Source organism: Mitsuokella jalaludinii DSM 13811 (genome assembly GCF_000702905.1).
Classification (GTDB): Bacteria; Bacillota; Negativicutes; order Selenomonadales; family Selenomonadaceae; genus Mitsuokella; species Mitsuokella jalaludinii.
Genome location: NZ_JNKR01000005.1, coordinates 57085 through 74926 on the forward strand (window position 1 = coordinate 57085; position 17842 = coordinate 74926).

Below are 17842 nucleotides of genomic sequence, written 5' to 3' on the forward strand. Positions count from 1 at the left end.
TACCTCGTTTCTTTTTGTCATGCGACTCCTATTATAAACGCAAAAATGTTAGATGAAAAGGCGGCGCGGGCGGGGGCGATGGACAAAAAAGTGCGTACTTGTCTGATGGTATAAATCTGCTATACTGGAGTGTAGAGACAGGAATGGTATGTACGACAGGAGGTCGACTATGGATATTGCGGCTTTTGAAGCAAATCTCAAATGGCGCGGCATCGCGCTCAAGGTATTTGATACGAAGGAAGAGGCGGCTGCCTATCTGACAGCGTCCATCAAGGGCAAGACGGTCGGCTTCGGCGGCTCGATGACGCTCGAGGAGATGGACCTCTATGAGAAGCTCAAAAAGGAGAACACGGTCTACTGGCACTGGCGCGAGGAGATGACGGGCGACGAGGCGAAGGCGAAGGCCTACCTCGCGGACGTCTACATCACGTCGCTCAACGGCGTCGCGGAGACGGGCGAGCTCGTCAACATCGACGGTGGCGGCAACCGCGTGGCAGCGACGCTGACGAAGCACGAGCGCCTCTACTTCGTCGTCGGCGAGAACAAGATCGCGCCGGACCTCCATCGTGCCATCGACCGCGCGCGCAACATCGCGAGCCCGCTCAACGCCCAGCGCCTGCACCGCAAGACGCCGTGCGCCGTCAAGGCGGACCATTGCTACGACTGCAAGAGCCCGGAGCGCATCTGCCGCAGCCTCAACATCCTCTGGGAGAAGCCCATGCAGATCGGTGCGTGCGAGCTCATCCTGATCCGCGAGAAATTGGGATACTGATAGACCGACAGAAGGAGACATGATTATGAAATTCCAGTTTGCCCACAATAATTTCAATGTGCTTGACCTCGAGAAGAGTCTCAAGTTCTACGATGAGGCGCTCGGCTTCAAGCCGGCGCGCAAGCTCGAGGGACCGGGCTTCACGCTCGCCTATCTCTCGGACGGCGGCCAGACGCCGCACGAGCTCGAGCTCACCTGGATCCACGGCCGCAAGGAGCCCTACAACCTCGGCGAGAATGAGTTCCACCTCGCCGTGCGCACGGACGACTTCGAGGCCGCGCATGCGAAGCACAAGGCCATGGGCTGCATCTGCTTCGAGAATGAGGAGATGGGCATCTACTTCATCAATGACCCGGACGGTTACTGGATCGAGATCCTGCCGCCGACGATGTGACAGCGTCGTGAGCTGGCGCTGCAGTCGCTACAAGTAGATCTTTGATCGTATGTGTTGAGGGAGAATCGAAAATCCTGTCGGCCCGATGGGCGGCAGGATTTTTTTAGGAGAAGCTATGCTGCATTATATCAAGCCATACCGGTACTATGCCGTGCTGACGATTGTCTTCATGGTCAGCGAGGTCCTCATCGACCTCTATCAGCCGCGCCTGATGGAGGCCATCGTCAATGAGGGCGTGCTGGGCCTGCATCACGGCGGCGTGCCGGACCTCTCGCTCGTGATGCAGACGGGCCTCTGGATGGCCCTGATTGTCACAATCGGCGGTGTCTGCGGTGTCATGGGCGGCGTCTGCGTCAATTTCTGCGCGCAGAATTTCGGCAATGACATCCGCAAGGACTGCTTCCGGCGCATCCTGCAGCTCTCGATGGAGCAGATTGACGCGTTCCGCACGGGCTCGCTGATCACGCGCATCACGAGCGACACGACGCAGGTCCAGACGATGGTCAGTGCGGCGCTGCGCGGCGTCGTGCGCAGCCTGACCTTCCTGATTGCCGGCACGGCGGCGCTGCTGACGCTCGACATCCACTTCAGCCTGATCGCCGCGCTTGCTGTGCCGGTCATCCTCATCGAGGTCGTGATCGTCGTCCACAAGAGCAATCCGCTCTTCCTGCTCGTGCAGCAGAAGATCGATGCGATCAACGGCGTCATGCAGGAGGATATCCAGGGCGCGCGCGTCATCAAGGGGTACGGGCAGGAAGCGCGCGAGAACGAGCGCTTCGGCGTGGCCAACGACGACCTCGCAGCGGCCCAGCTGCGCGTCCTTCTGCTCATTGCCTGTCTGCTGCCGCTCGTCAACATCGTGATGAACACGGCTCTTGTCGCCGTCATCTACATCGGCTCCTTCGACGTGCAGTCGGCCATGATTGGCCCAGGCACCGTCATGGCCGCGCTGACCTACGTCGTGCTGATCCTCAACGGCATCCTGATGTTCGCGATGATTTTGCAGATCTTCGCGCGCGGCCTGACCTCGAAGCGGCGGCTCGAGGAGGTGCTGGAGACGGAGCCTGCAATCCGCGATGGCGAGGATGGCGAGACGGACGGGGCAGTCTCAAGGGGAAGGCCAGCGGCCATTGCCCTGCACCATGTCTCCTTCCGCTATCCGGGTCAGCAGGAAGATGTGCTGACGGATATATCTCTCACGGTGGCACGTGGGGAGACGCTGGCCATTGTCGGCGCGACGGGCTCGGGCAAGAGCACATTGCTCGCGCTGCTGCCGCGCTTCTACGATGCGACGGCGGGCGAGGTCTTCGTCGATGGCCGCGATGTCCGCAAGTATGCGCTGCACGCCTTGCGCGGGAAGATGGCCATCGTCCTGCAGAAGACGGAGCTCTTCTCGATGACGATTGGCGAGAACATCGCTTGGGGCATGGATGCGGCCTCCGATGAGGAGATACGCCGGGCGGCAAAGATCGCGCAGGCGGCGGACTTCATCGAGCGGCAGCCGGAGGGCTATGGTACAGAAGTGACGGAGGGCGGCACGAGCCTGTCGGGCGGCCAGCGCCAGCGCATTGCGCTCGCGCGCGCACTCATCCGCAAGCCCGAGATCCTGCTGCTCGACGACAGCACGAGCGCGCTCGACCTGCGGACGGAGTCGGCGTTCTACGCGGCGCTCGACGGTTATACGCGGGAGCTGCGCCGCGAGGGGCATGACCTCACCAAGATCATCGTCGCACAGCGCATCGCGACGGCGCGCCATGCCGACCGCATCGCCGTGCTCGACGGCGGCAGGCTCCTCGCCTGCGGCACGCATGAGGAACTGCTCGAGCGCTCTAGCATCTATCGAGAGATCTGCGCCTCGCAGTTCCGCACGGGCGCGTCGGGGAAGGAGAAGGCAAATGGCTAAGAAACAAGCTGCGCCGCTCATCGGGCCGCATCGCCATATGCGCGCGCCGGTCGAGCATGCTATGGACCGCAAGGCGGCCTGCCTGCGCCTGATGCAGTACTTCCGTGAGGAGCGCTGGCGCATTGCGCTCCTCACGCTCATCGTCGCTGTCAGCGTCGCGGCCGGCGTCAGCGCGCCGGTCTTCATGAGCTGGGCCATCGACGCCATCACGGCCGCCGATTACGACAGGGTGCCGGGCATCCTTCTCTGGATGCTTGGGGCCTGCGCGCTCTACGCCGTGCTGCTCTTCTTCCAGGGGCGCCTGAGCGCGCGCCTGAGCCAGAGCATCATCCGGCATCTGCGCAAGGACCTCTTCGAGAAGATCAACGGCCTGCCGCTCGCTTATCTCGACCGCCATCCGCACGGCGACCTCATGAGCCGCATGACGAACGATGCCGACAACATCGCGACGGTCATCTCGACGTCGCTCGGCACGATGTTTGCCGGCATCCTGTTCCTCCTCGGCACGACGGCGGTCATGCTGTCGTTCAGCGTGCCGATGACGGCGCTGACGTATCTGACGGCTGTCGCAACGGTCCTGGCGACGAAGTACATCGCCGCGAAGATGGGCCGCTATTTCCGCGAGCGCCAGGACCTGCTCGGCCAGCTCAACAGCATGGTCGAGGAGCAGGTCACGGCCGTGCGCACGGTCAAGGCCTATGCGCGCGAGGCGCAGGTCGCGGCCAAGTTCGTGCAGACGGCGGACAGCCTGACGAAGACCGGCATCCGCGCGGAGAGCATCGGCTCCTCGATGGGGCCAATCATGAACACCATCTCGAACTTTTCCTTTGTCATCGTCTCGGTCTTTGGCGCCTACTTCGCGCTCAAGGGCTGGATCACGGTCGGCGTCATCTCGGCCTTCACAATCTACTCGAAGCAGTTCTCGCGGCCCATAAACGAGCTTGCGCAGCTCTACGGCCAGATCGAGACGGCCCTCGCGGGCGCGGAGCGCATCTTTGCCGTGCTCGACGAGCCGGGCGAGCGGCAGGAGGGGCGCGAAGTGCCAGAGACGGTGAAGGGCGAGATCGAGTTCTGCCATGTGAATTTCTCGTACGTGCCGGAGAAGCGCGTCATCGACGATTTCAGCCTCAAGATTGGGGCAGGGCGCAAGATCGCGCTCGTCGGCGTGACGGGCTCGGGGAAGACGACCATCGTCAACCTCCTGATGCGCTTCTACGAAATCGATGCGGGGAAAATCCTGCTCGATGGTCAGGACATCCGCACGTATGCGCCGGGCAGTTTGCGGAAGCTCGTCGGCATCGTCCTGCAGGACACCGTGCTGTTCTCGGATACAGTCCGCTACAACCTCGCCTATGCCAAGCCCGGCGCGACGATGGAGGAGGTAAAACGGGCGGCTGAGCTCGCCCATGCCGACGACTTTATCGCGCATCTGCCGCAGCAGTATGAGACGGTCCTGCAGAGCGCGGGCGCGGAGCTCTCGGCTGGCCAGCGCCAGCTGCTCGCCATCGCCCGCGCCTGCCTTGCCTCGCCGCGCATCCTGATCCTCGACGAGGCGACCTCAAACGTCGACACGCGCACCGAGACGCGCATCCAGGACGCCATGACGCGCCTCATGCACGACCGCACCTGCCTGATCATCGCCCACCGCCTCTCGACCATCCGCGACGCCGACGAGATCATCGTCATGGACCACGGCCGCATCGTCGAGCAAGGCCGCCACGAAGACCTCATCGAGCACAACGGCCCCTACCGCGCCCTCTACGAAACCCAGTTCGCCGGGCAGGAGTCGTGATGTTTTGAATGCAGTCAAGAATACGAAAAAGCCTGCTCTTTTTGAGCAGGCTCTTTGATAATCAGGATACTAATTTATTATTGTTCGACAATCTCGGCTTCGAACACCATGATGGTGTCGGCGTCGGAGCAGCAGAACTCAGCCTTGCCCTTTTCCTGGCCGGGGATGGTGCCGCCGTAGCGCAGGATGTCGATGTAGGGGAAGGCGCAGTGCATGGCCATAGGGCAGATCTTGCCGCGGTCCTCGTCGAAGTCGAATACCTCGCCGACATGATGGCCGCGATGGCAGCCCATCTTGCCGCGTCGGTCGGTGATGGTGATCTTGATCTTGGGTCGTCTGCTCATAAAAAACCTCCTGATTGCTGTGGTATAATAAGGATATGACGAACGTCTGTTAGACGGATTTAGCATCGTGAAATCGTGATGGAAAGTCGGAAGGGAAGAGGCAGTATGGAACTAAGGCGATATGAAGAACTCGGCGCGTTCTTGAAGATCTTTCAGCCCATCTACGCGCGGCGCCTGGAAAAGACGCGGCTCGAGCGCATGCGCTTTGCTTACTACACGAGCGCGGGCACGGGCATCAACATCCTCAAGGGGCATGCGCTCTGGATGCGTGCGGCGGCCTGCATGAATGACTACCGCGAGATCGACTACGGCATCCAGCTGCTCAACAAGACGGTCTACGGCTCCGACTACCGGCGCGAGCGCATCCAGCATCTCGCGGCGCGCCTCGACTGGGGCGAGAACGTGCTCGACTCGATGATGAGTGACCTCAATAAGAATGAGCAGCGCTTCATCACGAACACTTATCTGGCCTGCGTCTCGGAGCACCGCCCGCGCGAGCGCGGCAAGGGGCGGCTCTCGATGTGGCGCGCCTACGGCCGCAAGACGGGCGTGGCCTTTGTCCTCAAGCCGACGGCCATCTTCCAGCGCCTCGAGCCCCTGCCGCTGCGCCTGACGCCGGTCGAATACCTCACGCAGGCGCAGTTCACGGAGGGCTTTGACTGGATGCTCGACAACATCGAGACGTATCTCGACGCTCTCAAGCGCTACGAGCCTGCGAAGGTGCTCGAATACTTCGTCAACATGCTCATGATCTCGCTGTTCTCCATCAAGAACCCGGGCTTCAACGAGGAGCGCGAATGGCGCTTCGTCTACCATGAGTCGTCCAGCAGCCACCTCCACCACGACATCGTCGTCGTCGACGGCATCCCGCAAGTCATCTACAAGCTGCCGCTCAGCAGCCCGTCTGCTCCGCAGACCGGTGTGCCGCTCGAGGAGGCGCTTGAGGAGATCATCATCGGCCCGAGCCAGTACGCCGAGGTCATCGAGCTGGCTTTCGTGCGCATGCTCGAAGAGCTCGGCATCCCCAATGCCGCGGAACGCGTGAGCAAGAGCAATATTCCGCTGCGCTGATTCAGTCCTCTTGAAACATATCGTCGGGGTCGCTCTGCCAGCACGTCATCTTCTTGACATTGAGGCAGCTGATGTGGCCGCCGGGCAGGTAGGAGCCCGTGTCGCAGTCGATGATGTGGTTGCGGAACAGCAGAGGATGGTGGCGCGTTTCATCGAAGTACTGGACTGGCGTATGGCCGATGACGACCGTCTCGCGTCCCGTATATTCTTCGTAGAACTCCGTGCGGATCCAGAGCATATCGTCAACCTGTTCCTCGTACGATTTCTGGGGCAGGAAGCCCGCATGCGTGAAGATGTATTCTTCGCCGACGGCGGCGAGATGGTCGAGCGACAGCACGAATTCCAGCAGCCGATGATAGATACCGGGATCGCTCTGATAGACGCGCGCAAGGCTCTCGAACGTCGCCTGGCCGCCGCTGCGGAGCCAGCCGTGGCTCATGTCCATCGGCTCGCGGATGCTGTGGTCCTGGAAGTAGTGCATCATCATGGCCTCGTGGTTGCCCGTCAGCGTGATGACATGTGGGCTCTTCTCGGCGAGCTTCATGACCATCTGCAGGACTTCTGCACTGTAAGCGCCGCGGTCGATGTAGTCGCCGAGGAAGACGAGCAGGTCTTCCTGCGGGTCGTAGGGAACGTGATGCCATAGCGACAGAAAGCGCTGCCAGTTGCCATGGATGTCGCCGATGGCGAGGATACGGCGGAACGCCGTGCTGTCCGGCACGATGACGAGGCCGCCCTCCCTGTAAATGTGTCCGGATTTGGATGCTCGGAGCAGCTGCCGTTTTTCTGCAATTTCCTCTAAGATTGTCATGGATGCACCGTCCCCTCTGCGCAATGTGAAAAGCCGTCACCGCCGTATCCCTGCTGATACATGCCGTGACGGCTTTCTTTCATTATAGCAAAAATGACTTAAAACATCTAGACAATCTGATGCGGGCAGAGCGTCGTCGCGTGCGTATTCTCTTAGATGACAGCGGCAGGGCTCTGCGCTATAATAGATATCATATACGGTATAGAAAGGAATGGATGCGATGATTGTCATATTCAAGCGCCTGTTGCCCGTTCTCCTCGTCCTGACGCTTCTCCTGTCAGGCCGTATGGGGGCAGAGGCTTCGCCGGAGATCACGGATGCGCGTGCGACGGCGGCTTATTGGACGCAGCGCAATCCGCAGGGCGATACAGTCCTCCTGACGAGGGAACAGGTCAAAGCCGCGAATGAGGCACTGCGTCGCCGCAATGATACGCTCTTTGACCTCGCGTCGGTGTCGGAGAGCGTCTCTGGAGCAGAGGTGCGGCAGCGCATCGAGAAGGTCCAGGCGATTGGCGATTTTGATACAGCCGAACTGCCGTCCCTCTACAAGAATGGCAGTGCCCTGACGGCTTACAGCTACGCATTTGCGCGCAAGAACTGCAATCTCGATGCACTGCCGGAGCGCGCAGAGACGCGCTACGGTGTGGTGACGCGCCGTGCCAACCTGCGCCTGCTTCCGGAGGTAGCTGGCTGGTTTGAGAGTGCAGGCGATGTGCATTACGATACGCTGCAGGCGACCGCACTCGATCCGGCTGAGCCGGTGGCCGTGCTCGGCGACAGCTACGACAAGAAGTTCGCCTTTGTGCGCACGCGCTTCTACGACGGCTGGCTCGCCAAGTCCGACTTTGCCGAGACGGATCGCGCGACATGGGAGAGCTTCGTCCATCCCGCAGACTTCGCGGTCGTCACGGCCAACAAGAAGACGATGGAAAATGGAGCAGGGGAATCGCTGCTCTTCCAGATGGGCGCAAAGATACCGCTCGCCGCGGGCGCAGATGGGGACAAGGTCCTCCTGATGCCGGTCAGCAATAACGGCACACTGCAGATAAAGAGGCGCCCGGCCGCCTTTGACGCGACGCTGCACGAGGGCTTCCTGCCCTGCACCGAGAACAACTTCGTGCGTCAGGGATTCCGCTTTCTCGGCGATGAGTACGGATGGGGCGGTCTCGATGACAGCGTCGATTGCTCCTCATTCGTCGGCGACGTCTACCGCAGCATGGGCATCGAGCTGCCGCGCGATGCCGACCAGCAGGCTAAGTCGATGGCGAATGTCATCGACCTGTCGGGCATGGGCGAAGCGGACCGGCTGGCCGCGCTGGAGTCGTGCGTGCCGGGCACGCTGCTGGCCAACAACACGCATGTCATGATGTACCTCGGCCAGGATGACGCGGGAACGCCGATCGTCCTGCAGTCGATGAGCAGCTGGTTCAGCTTCGGCAGTGATTATGGCAAGCATTACCTGCGCAAGGTCATCGCCTCGACGGCGACCTTCCTCAACTTCAGCGGCGTGCCGTACATCAACGGTGTGCATTACCTCGGTTCACTGCGCTGAGCCACAAGAGCTTTTTAGATGGGAGTATAATTTATGAAGAGTCCTTTGCGCTATCAGTTCTCGGAGTATGACTGCGGTCCGACGACGATGCTCAATGCAGTCAGCTATCTCTTTGAGCGCGAGGAGATCCCGCCGGAGATCATCCGCAATGTCATGCTCTACAGCCTCGACTGCTACAGCCAGAAGGGAGAGCCGGGACGGGCGGGGACGAGCCGCATGGCGATGATGTTCCTCTCGAACTGGCTTGACGGCTTTGGCCGTGCGACGAATCTGCCGCTTTCGAGCCAGTATCTTTCAGGAAAATCCGTCTACATCGGGCAGGAGAGCTTCATCAATGATGCCCTGCATCGCGGCGGTGCAGCCGTTGTGCGCCTCTTTTATGATGTCGAGCACTACGCCCTTCTGACCGGCGAGCTGCCCGATGGTCGCATCCTGATGTTCGACCCTTGGTACGTGCCGGAGTCGTCCGATGAATTCCGTGGCACCGGCATCGAGACGAGCCTGCAGCATCCCATGGCCTACAACCGCATCGTACCGGCCGACTGCTTCAACCGCGAGGAGAACGCCCCCTACGCCCTCGGTCCCGTTGAAGACCGCGAGGCTGTGCTGCTCTTCAATGAACGTACCAAGAAGACCGCCCAGGCCACGATCGAGTACTTCATCTGACCGGGCAGCGCATTTGCCACTTTACAAGACTGTGACTCTATTGTATAATATAACTTGTCGTCGGGACGTAGCGCAGTTTGGTAGCGCGCTTCCTTGGGGTGGAAGAGGTCGCCTGTTCAAATCAGGTCGTTCCGACCATTTATCTGAAAATTGACCTCCTGTGAAAGCAGGAGGTTTTTTTATGTAAAGGAGCACGATATGAGCGTACTGGAGGTTTCGCATCTTTCGCACAGCTATGGCGGGCGGGAGATTTTTGAGGATGTTTCGTTCCGCCTGCTGAAGGGGGAGCATGTGGCGCTGGTCGGGGCGAATGGCGAGGGCAAGTCGACGTTCATGGCAATCATCACGGGCAAGCTGACTCCGGATGCGGGGCAGGTGACCTGGGCGAAGCGCACGAAGGTCGGGTATCTTGACCAGCACGCGGCGCTGAAGCCGGGCATGACGATCCGGGAAACGCTGCGCACGGCATTCGACCATCTCGTGACGCTCGAGCAGGAGATGCTCGCGGCCTACGACAAGATGGGCGAGGCAACGCCAGAGGAGATGGACAAGCTCATGAAGGATGTCGGCGACATCCAGGACATCCTCGAGGCGGGCAGCTACTATACGATTGACGCGCGCATCGAAGAGGTCGCAGGCGGCCTCGGCCTGCGCGACATCGGCCTTGACCGCAAGGTGGACGAGCTCTCGGGCGGCCAGCGCACGAAGGTCCTCCTGACGAAGCTCCTGCTCGAGAACCCGGAAATCCTGCTGCTCGACGAGCCGACGAACTACCTCGACGCCGAGCACATCGAGTGGCTCAAGAACTACCTGACGAATTACGAGAATGCCTTTATCGTCATCTCGCACGACGTGCCGTTCCTCAATGCGGTGACGAATGTCATCTGGCATGTTGACAACTACAAGCTCACGCGCTATACGGGAAGCTACGAGAAGTTTGAGGAGATGGCTGCGCTCAAGCGTCGCCAGGAAGAGGCGGCCTATGAGCGCCAGCAGGCGGAGATCAAGCGCGAGCAGGACTTCATCCAGCGCAACAAGGCGCGCGTCGCGACGCGCGGCATGGCCAACAGCCGCCAGAAAAAGCTCGACAAGATGGAGATCCTGACGAAGCGCCAGGAGAAGCCGAAACCGCACTTCCACTTCCAGCCGGACCGCACGCCGTCGCGCTTTGTTATCGAGGCGCAGCGTCTCGTGCTCGGCTATGACACGCCGCTGACGAAGCCCGTCGACATCAAGGTCGAGCGCAACAAGAAAATCGCAATCCGCGGCACGAACGGCCTCGGCAAGTCGACGCTCTTAAAGACGCTGCTCGGCCTCATCAAGCCGGTTTCAGGTGATATCGAGCACGGCGAATTCGTCTCGGTCGGCTACTTCGAGCAGGAGGAGGCCAAGGGCAATATGAACACGGCCCTCGAAGAGCTCTGGCAGGAGTACCCCGGCATGACGAACTTCGAGGTGCGTGCGGCGCTGGCTTCGTGCGGCCTGACGAATGAGCACATCACGACGAAGATGACGGCGCTCTCAGGCGGCGAGGCGGCTAAGGTCCGCCTGGCCAAGATCATGCAGAAGCCGGTCAATCTGCTCGTGCTCGACGAGCCGACGAACCACCTCGACGTCGAGGCCAAGAAAGAGCTCAAGCGCGCACTGCAGGAGTACAAGGGCACGCTGCTGCTCGTCTCGCATGAGCCCGACTTCTACGAAGATCTCGTCGACACCGTCTGGAACATCGAGAGCTGGTCGACGAAAATCGTCTGACCTGATTTCATAGCAGAATAAAAAGACTCCGCTCCTTCCGTCATGCATCATGAATGACGGAAGGAGCGGAGTTTTTTGCTGCCCGCATCTCAGCCTGTCCGACTGTCAGGGCATCTGCGCAAGGCATGACTCGGATGCTTTATCGTTTTCGCTGGTCTTGCGGCTCTTGGCGACGAGGTCGGCCTGGTCCTCCCAGATGAGGACGGGGGCGGGCTCAAAGCCGTTGAAGCGCGTGGCGGAGACTGTCGTGTAGGCGCCGATGTCGCTGACGAGCACCTTGGCGCCGATCGGGAGCTTCGGTGCGGGGAAATCGCGGTAGAGCACATCGATGCCGTCGCAGCTCGGCCCCGCGAATGTCGAGGGGACTTTCCTGCCCTTGCCGAAGCAGTGCAGCGGATATTCCCAGTGGTCGAACAGGATGCCCGAGAAGACACCGTAGATGCCTTCGTCGAGGATGTACCATGGGATATCGCCGCGCTGCTTCGTGCCGATGACGGAGGTCACAAGATTCATGGCTGTGCCGCAGAGGAAGCGGCCCGGCTCCGTCCAGACAGCCGTGTGCGGGAACAGGCGGTCGAGCTGTCGGTTGATGGCCTCGAGCATGGCGGCGAGGTCGACGTGCAGCCCTTCAGCCGACGGGATCGGGAAGCCGCCGCCGATATCGAGATCGGTCAGGTGCATGCCGGAGGCTTCGGCCTCAAGGAAACGGTGATGAACGAGCAGCAGCGCTTCTTCGTACGCTGCGGTGGACAGGGACTGGCTGCCGACGTGGAAGCAGATGCCCTTGGCGTGGAGTCCGGACTGTTCGGCCTTGCGCAAGAGAGGCAGGGCCTTATCGAGCGGTGCGCCGAACTTCGTGTTGAGGTCGACGAGCGCCTTGCTGTTGTGGACCTGCACGCGCACGAGGACATCGGCGCCGGGCGCCGCGGCAGCGAGTTTGGGAATCTCGCTGGCATCGTCGAACGTAAAGCGGCGGACGCCGAGACGGGAGGCCGCCGAAAAACCGCGTGCATCGTGTACCGGATTGGCGTAAATCATGCGCGACCCGTCGACGCCAGCTTTGTGGAGCATCTCCATCTCGCCGGCCGATGCGACATCGAAGTGTGAGCCAAGGGAGGCGAGGCGCTCGAGCACGCGCGGATGAGGGTTCGCCTTGATGGCATAGTAGATGCCGGCGCGCGGCAGGTGCTTGCGCAGGAACGCGTAGTTCTCGGCAACCCGGTCGACGGACAGCACGAGGAATGGCGTCGGCTGTCTCTTGGCCATTTCATTCATTTCGTTTTCGTTGAGGATAAAGCTTCTCATAACACAACCCTTCCTGTACAGTTCATATAGATACGCATGCACTCTGAAAAAACGGAGCAAGCGACATAGTGACGCCAGTCGTCTTGCTCCGTTGCATTTTCAGGTCACGCTTAGTATAAGGCTTTTGCTGTCTCTTTTCAACAGTTATGCATAAAAAAACACAATATCCTTTTAATGTATACAAAAGACCTGCTCTGCGGATGCGCTGCAGAACAGGTCTTTGTGTGGATTATATGATGTTTAGGAGTTTAGGACAAGGGATTATTTGCCGAAGTAACGGTCGAAGAGGCCCTTGAAGCCGCGGCCATGGCGAGCCTCGTCTTTTGCCATCTCGTGAACCGTGTCATGGACAGCGTCAAGGCCGAGCTGCTTTGCGAGCGTTGCGAGCTCTTTCTTGCCAGCGCAAGCGCCGTGCTCTGCATCGATGCGCATCGTGAGGTTCTTCTCCGTGCTGTTCGTCAGGACCTCGCCGAGGAGCTCAGCGAACTTAGCAGCATGCTCTGCTTCTTCGAATGCATAGCGCTTGTAAGCCTCTGCGATTTCCGGATAGCCTTCACGATCAGCCTGGCGGCTCATAGCGAGGTACATGCCGACTTCGGAGCACTCGCCCGTGAAGTTCTGGCGAAGGCCTTCGAGGATGCGCGGATCAACGTCCTTAGCAACACCGACGCGATGCTCATCTGCAAACGTCATCTCACCGCTCTGCTCAACGAACTTGGATGCCGGAGCATGGCAGATCGGGCACTCAGCCGGAGCTGCTTCGCCTTCGTAAACATAACCGCAAACCGTGCAAACAAACTTTTTCATAATGATAGCCTCCTAAAATATATCTTGATTTTCATACACATCGTAGGTGGGTACCGGCTGTCGGCTCTCGGCCGCTCACCGGTGTTGCTCACTTGCTATGCTTTGATTATACGGCATATGACAGCAAATAGGAATATCTATATGGAGCGATTGAAGAAGATTATCTCTCGAATGCTAATTTTATCTACTTGTATCGCCGTATATCACATTTTATTAAATAAATTAGTTACGGATAATAATTATTGAATATGGGACTGCCTGCTGATTTACCGAATGAATTCCGTGTGATATAATGAGGATACGTTTTGACTACAGACTATGAGACTATACCATATAGGAGCGATAAGAAACAAAAATGTTTACCTGTACAACGAATTCTCCCGAGGAGACTGCCCATTTGGCCGAGATGGTTGGACAAAAGATACGGGAGGGAACTGTGCTCTGCCTGGAGGGAGACCTCGGAGTCGGCAAGACCTTGTTCGTCCAGAGCCTTGCGCATACGCTCGGCGTCGAAGGCGAGGTGACGAGCCCGACGTTCAACCTCATGAACGTATACGAAGGCATCTGCCCGATCTACCATTTCGACCTCTACCGCCTCGAGACGGAGGAGGAGCTCGAGGACATTGGCTTCTATGAATACACGGAGGACCCAGAGGGCATCGTCGTCATCGAATGGTCGGACAAGTTTCCGCAGTGCATGCCAGAGGATCATGTCGAGGTCCGCATCGAGAAGTCGGACGATGCGGATGGACGCCGCATCATCTTTGCGAGTATCGGAGAGCGCTATCAGGAATTCATAAAGGAGTTGGAGTCATTTGTCTATTTTAGCCATTGATACGGCAACGCAAGTCTCGAGTGTCGCCGTGGCTTCTGTCGATAAGCTCGCAGCGGAGCTGACGATGCAGGCCAAGCTCACGCACTCGGAGACGCTGATGCCCCATATAAAGGAAGTCCTGCGCATGGCAAACGTCAGGAAAGAGAATCTTGAGGGCATTGCCGTCAGCATAGGCCCGGGCTCCTTTACGGGGCTGCGCATCGGACTGGCGGCTGCGAAGGCTATGGCGTATGCCTTGAATCTTCCCATCGTCGGCGTCTCGACGCTCAAGGCGCTCGCCTTCCACTATCCCGTTCCGGGCATCCGCATCGTGAGCCTCTTGGATGCACAGAAGGGCAATGCCTACCGCGAGAGCTATGAGTGGGAACATGGAGAACTGCGCATCGTCAATCCTGTGGAGGTTCTGCCCATCGCGGAGATCCTCGCAGAGTGCGCAGAGTCGGGGCGTGAAGTCGTCGTGCTCGGCGACATCGCTGCGCGCCGCATCCGCGGCAAGGTCGACCTGCCATCGAATGTCTCGGTCGCGCCGGCACATCTCGTCATGCCGCGGGCGGCCTGTGTCGCCATGCTCGGCCTGCAGGAGTTCGCTGCGGGCCATGCGGACAATGTCATGAACATGGAGCCCGTCTACATCCGCCGCAGCGAGGCGGAGGTCCTCTGGGAGAAGCGCCATCCGGAGGGTGCGAAATGAATCTGACTTTTCGCGAGATGAAGCCGGAGGATGCCGACGCTGTCGAGGCCGTGGAGAAGGCGTGCTTTGCCATCCCGTGGTCGCGCGAGTCGTTCTGGAAGGAAGCCGCCAACGAGAACACGTGCTACCTGCTCGCGCTCGATGGGGAGAAGGTCATCGGCTACGCCGGCTGCTGGATCTCCTTTGAGGAGGCGCAGATCACGAATGTCGCGATTGTGCCGGAGTGTCGCGGCCATAAAGTTGGCACGCGTCTCATGGCGGAACTCATTGCGCTCGTAAAGGCGCGCGGCGTGACGGCGATGACGCTCGAGGTGCGCCCGTCGAATGCACCGGCGCGCGCCCTCTACGCGCATTACGGCTTCCGCGAGGCCGGTGTCCGCAAGAAATACTACCATGACAATGGCGAAGATGCCATCATCATGTGGAATACGAAATTGTGATCGCTGTTCTGGCTGAGTGCAGCGATGAGGAGAGATTATTTTGGAAAAGGAAATCCTGACTCTGGGCATTGAGTCGAGCTGTGATGAGACGTCGGCTGCCGTGCTGCGCGGTGGCCGCACGGTCCTGTCGAACGTCATCTCGACGCAGATTCCCATTCACCAGAAGTTTGGCGGTGTCGTGCCGGAGATCGCTTCGCGCAAGCACATCGTCAACATCATGCCCGTCATCGATGAGGCCGTCCGCCAGGCCGGTGTGACGCTCACGGACATCGACCAGGTCGCCGTGACGTACGGACCGGGACTCGTCGGCGCACTGCTCGTCGGCGTCTCGGCGGCCAAGGCCCTGGCCTTTGCGCTCGACAAGCCGCTCATCGGTGTCAACCATCTCGAAGGCCATATCTTCGCGAACTTCCTCGCGGAACCGACGCTCGAGCCGCCCTTCATGGCACTTGTCGTCTCAGGCGGTCACACGGCTCTCGTCGATGTGCGCGGCTACGACACGTTCCACATGATGGGACAGACGCGCGATGATGCGGCGGGCGAGGCCTTTGACAAGATCGCGCGCGTCATGGGCCTGCCGTATCCGGGCGGCCCACGCATTGATGCGCTGGCCAAGGAGGGCGACCCTCTCGCCATCGACTTCCCGCGCGCACTCGAGGAGAAGGGCAACTATGAGTTCAGCTTCAGCGGCCTCAAGTCGGCTGTTCTCAATTACATCAACAGCGAGAAGATGAAGGGTCATGAGCTGCGCAAGGCCGACATCGCGGCCTCGTTCCAGCACTCCGTCGTCGAGGTGCTCGTCGAGAAGGCCTTCGATGCCGTGCAGCGCGCAGGGCGCGATACGCTCGTGCTGGCCGGCGGCGTCGCGGCCAACAGCGGCCTCGAGGCGCGCCTGCGCGAGCGCGCCGCTGAGACTGGCGTGCGCTTCTTCTATCCAAGCCGCATCCTCTGCACGGACAATGCGGCGATGATCGCCTGCCGCGGCTACTATCAGGCGAAGCACGGCGACTTCAGCGACCTTTACCTCAACGCTGTGCCGGGACTCGGCTTGGAGGAAAGAGAATAAGAGAGCGATTTGGACCGCTGCCTATGAGCAGCGGCCTTTTTTGTTCATCGAATGTATTCATGAATTTCTACATTACAAAGTATGCGTTTTCTGTTATACTGTATAGCAGAAATTGTAAAAGAGAGGTGCGGATATATGGATGACATTACACGGCTCTGCAGGGCGCAGACGCGGCTCACGATGCTGCAGATCAGCCTGCTGGCCCGCATGGCGATCGTCTTTCCCTTCCTCGCGGACCTTGCACACGGCGAGCTCAAGGTCTACGTGAAGGCGAAGGACCCCGAGTACTTCCTGGTCATAGCGCAGCAGCGGCCGCATACGGTCTACCTGCCTGGCAAGGACAGTGCGGTCGGGAAGCTGGTGCGTTGCATCGAGGAGCCGCTCATCAAAGAGACCTTCCAGACGGGCAAGCCGGCGCGCGGCAAGCGCGAGTGGAATTACGGCTCGATGATCGATATGTTCACGTTTGGCATCCACGACGGCGACAAGGTCATCGGCGTACTGAATTTCGAGGTCGACCTCGACAAGCTCTCAATCGAGGGCTATTCGCACCTGCTCGATGCGGCGGTAGCCGTGCTCTACCATGCGCGCCACATCCTCAATCCGGAGCAGTTCCGCCCCATCACGGCGAGCGACGGCATCATCATCACAGATGCGCACAGCCGCATCGTCTTTGCGGATGCGGCGGCACAGCGCATCTACCGCGTGCTCGGCGTCGGCAGCCTGCGCGGCGGCCATCTCTTTGACCGCCAGATGACGCAGCATGTCACGCGCGAGACGGTGGAGACGGAGCGCCCGTGGCAGAAGGAGATCACGGCAGGCGGGCTCATCCTCATCAGGCGCGAGATCGTCATCCGCGAGGGCGGCAATCTCTGCATGTGCATCGTCATCATCTCGGATGTCACGGAGACACGCGCCAAGGACAAGGAGATCCGCATCAAGTCGGCTGTCATCCAGGAGATTCATCACCGCGTCAAGAACAACCTGCAGGCCATCGCGAGCCTGCTGCGCATCCAGGCGCGGCGGGCCAAGACGGCCGAGGTAAAGGCGGCGTTGAAGGAGAGTGTCAACCGCATCCTCTCCATCTCCGTCGTCCACGAGTACCTTTCGCAGCAGGGCAGCGAGGACATCGATGTCCAGGAGGTCATGGGCCACATCTTCGACCTGGCTGCGCGCAACATGACAGACCGGGAGTTCACGATACGGACGGAGTTCCGGGGCCCACGCCTCATCCTGCCGTCGAAGTGCGCGAGCTCTGTGGCGCTCGTGCTCAACGAGCTCGTGCTCAATGCGATGGAGCACGCTTTCACGGGCCGCAAATCGGGCCTCATCGGCCTGGCCGTGCAGGAGGATGAAGACCACTGGCATCTCGATTTCTACGACGACGGCGTAGGGCTGCCGGATGGCTTTGAAGACTTGCCACGCAAGTCGCTGGGGCTGACGATCGTCCAAACGCTCGTCGAGGGCGACCTCGGCGGCACGTTCTCCATCGAGAACGACGAGCGGGGTCCTGGGCACGGCGCGCATGCGCGCCTGCGCATCCCGAAGGTGCAGCCGAATCCGACAGACGAGGGACAAGGCTGACGTGTCAGGCGCTATCGTTTTTGTTTTGTTGTTTTTGGAAAGATTGCAAGGGAA

Annotated in this window: 17 protein-coding genes and 1 tRNA gene; 14 read left to right on the plus strand and 4 right to left on the minus strand. The window is 60.0% G+C overall.

What is annotated here, in order from left to right:
• Window positions 1-169: 169 nt before the first annotated feature.
• The 4 genes from T518_RS04795 (at window position 170) to T518_RS04810 (ending at window position 4861) form a co-directional block, all read left to right on the plus strand.
• On the plus strand, window positions 170-772 hold the full coding sequence (locus T518_RS04795; protein ID WP_036376043.1) for a lactate utilization protein: 603 nt from the start codon (window positions 170-172) through the stop codon (window positions 770-772).
• A 25-nt stretch (window positions 773-797) separates the two neighbouring features.
• Window positions 798-1166 carry a VOC family protein gene (locus tag T518_RS04800; RefSeq protein WP_036376046.1) on the plus strand — a complete coding sequence of 123 codons (369 nt, stop codon included), beginning with the start codon at window positions 798-800 and terminating at the stop codon, window positions 1164-1166.
• 115 nt (window positions 1167-1281) lie between these two features.
• The gene (locus T518_RS04805) at window positions 1282-3069 is read left to right on the plus strand and encodes an ABC transporter ATP-binding protein (RefSeq protein ID WP_051652196.1); all 1788 of its coding nucleotides are present in this window, start codon (window positions 1282-1284) and stop codon (window positions 3067-3069) included.
• Window positions 3062-4861, plus strand: coding sequence for an ABC transporter ATP-binding protein (locus T518_RS04810; RefSeq protein WP_036376049.1), 1800 nt, complete (start codon window positions 3062-3064; stop codon window positions 4859-4861). Before T518_RS04805 ends, T518_RS04810 begins: the two co-directional genes overlap by 8 nt.
• A 77-nt stretch (window positions 4862-4938) precedes the next feature.
• Here the strand turns inward: T518_RS04810 and T518_RS04815 are convergent, their stop codons facing one another.
• Window positions 4939-5205: a TIGR04076 family protein gene (locus T518_RS04815; protein WP_005839516.1), complete on the minus strand. Its 267-nt coding sequence runs from the start codon at window positions 5203-5205 to the stop codon at window positions 4939-4941.
• Window positions 5206-5310: 105 nt separating this feature from the next.
• Between T518_RS04815 and T518_RS04820 the strand changes: the two genes are divergently transcribed.
• Entirely contained in the window at window positions 5311-6276 is a 966-nt protein-coding gene (locus T518_RS04820) for a DUF2971 domain-containing protein (protein ID WP_162177203.1), read from the plus strand.
• A gap of 1 nt (window position 6277) precedes the next feature.
• Here the strand turns inward: T518_RS04820 and T518_RS04825 are convergent, their stop codons facing one another.
• Window positions 6278-7087, minus strand: coding sequence for a metallophosphoesterase family protein (locus T518_RS04825; protein ID WP_051652197.1), 810 nt, complete (start codon window positions 7085-7087; stop codon window positions 6278-6280).
• A 220-nt stretch (window positions 7088-7307) separates the two neighbouring features.
• On the opposite strand from T518_RS04825, the gene T518_RS04830 reads away from it, so the two are divergent.
• The 4 genes from T518_RS04830 (at window position 7308) to abc-f (ending at window position 11060) form a co-directional block, all read left to right on the plus strand.
• The gene (locus T518_RS04830) at window positions 7308-8639 is read left to right on the plus strand and encodes an NlpC/P60 family protein (protein ID WP_244881887.1); all 1332 of its coding nucleotides are present in this window, start codon (window positions 7308-7310) and stop codon (window positions 8637-8639) included.
• A gap of 33 nt (window positions 8640-8672) precedes the next feature.
• On the plus strand, window positions 8673-9305 hold the full coding sequence (locus tag T518_RS04835; protein ID WP_036376059.1) for a hypothetical protein: 633 nt from the start codon (window positions 8673-8675) through the stop codon (window positions 9303-9305).
• Window positions 9306-9366: 61 nt separating this feature from the next.
• Window positions 9367-9443 (plus strand) — tRNA-Pro (locus T518_RS04840).
• Between the two features lie 60 nt (window positions 9444-9503).
• The gene (gene abc-f / locus T518_RS04845) at window positions 9504-11060 is read left to right on the plus strand and encodes a ribosomal protection-like ABC-F family protein (RefSeq protein ID WP_036376062.1); all 1557 of its coding nucleotides are present in this window, start codon (window positions 9504-9506) and stop codon (window positions 11058-11060) included.
• A gap of 105 nt (window positions 11061-11165) precedes the next feature.
• Here abc-f and T518_RS04850 read toward each other — a convergent pair whose 3' ends face one another.
• Entirely contained in the window at window positions 11166-12365 is a 1200-nt protein-coding gene (locus tag T518_RS04850) for a type III PLP-dependent enzyme (RefSeq protein ID WP_036376066.1), read from the minus strand.
• A gap of 261 nt (window positions 12366-12626) precedes the next feature.
• The gene (locus T518_RS04855; RefSeq protein WP_036376069.1) at window positions 12627-13172 is read right to left on the minus strand and encodes an NADH peroxidase; all 546 of its coding nucleotides are present in this window, start codon (window positions 13170-13172) and stop codon (window positions 12627-12629) included.
• Window positions 13173-13527: 355 nt separating this feature from the next.
• Here T518_RS04855 and tsaE point away from each other — a divergent pair, with 355 nt between their 5' ends.
• The 5 genes from tsaE (at window position 13528) to T518_RS04880 (ending at window position 17788) form a co-directional block, all read left to right on the plus strand.
• Window positions 13528-14007 (plus strand): tRNA (adenosine(37)-N6)-threonylcarbamoyltransferase complex ATPase subunit type 1 TsaE, encoded by a 480-nt coding sequence (gene tsaE, locus T518_RS04860; protein WP_036376130.1) that lies wholly within the window; start codon window positions 13528-13530, stop codon window positions 14005-14007.
• Window positions 13988-14698, plus strand: coding sequence for a tRNA (adenosine(37)-N6)-threonylcarbamoyltransferase complex dimerization subunit type 1 TsaB (gene tsaB, locus T518_RS04865; RefSeq protein WP_036376073.1), 711 nt, complete (start codon window positions 13988-13990; stop codon window positions 14696-14698). Before tsaE ends, tsaB begins: the two co-directional genes overlap by 20 nt.
• Window positions 14695-15138 carry a ribosomal protein S18-alanine N-acetyltransferase gene (gene rimI, locus T518_RS04870; protein WP_036376077.1) on the plus strand — a complete coding sequence of 148 codons (444 nt, stop codon included), beginning with the start codon at window positions 14695-14697 and terminating at the stop codon, window positions 15136-15138. Before tsaB ends, rimI begins: the two co-directional genes overlap by 4 nt.
• Before the next feature lie 37 nt (window positions 15139-15175).
• Window positions 15176-16204 carry a tRNA (adenosine(37)-N6)-threonylcarbamoyltransferase complex transferase subunit TsaD gene (gene tsaD / locus T518_RS04875; protein WP_391510236.1) on the plus strand — a complete coding sequence of 343 codons (1029 nt, stop codon included), beginning with the start codon at window positions 15176-15178 and terminating at the stop codon, window positions 16202-16204.
• 135 nt (window positions 16205-16339) lie between these two features.
• Window positions 16340-17788, plus strand: a complete 1449-nt coding sequence (locus tag T518_RS04880) for a sensor histidine kinase (RefSeq protein WP_036376083.1) — start codon at window positions 16340-16342, stop codon at window positions 17786-17788.
• Window positions 17789-17842 lie beyond the last annotated feature (54 nt).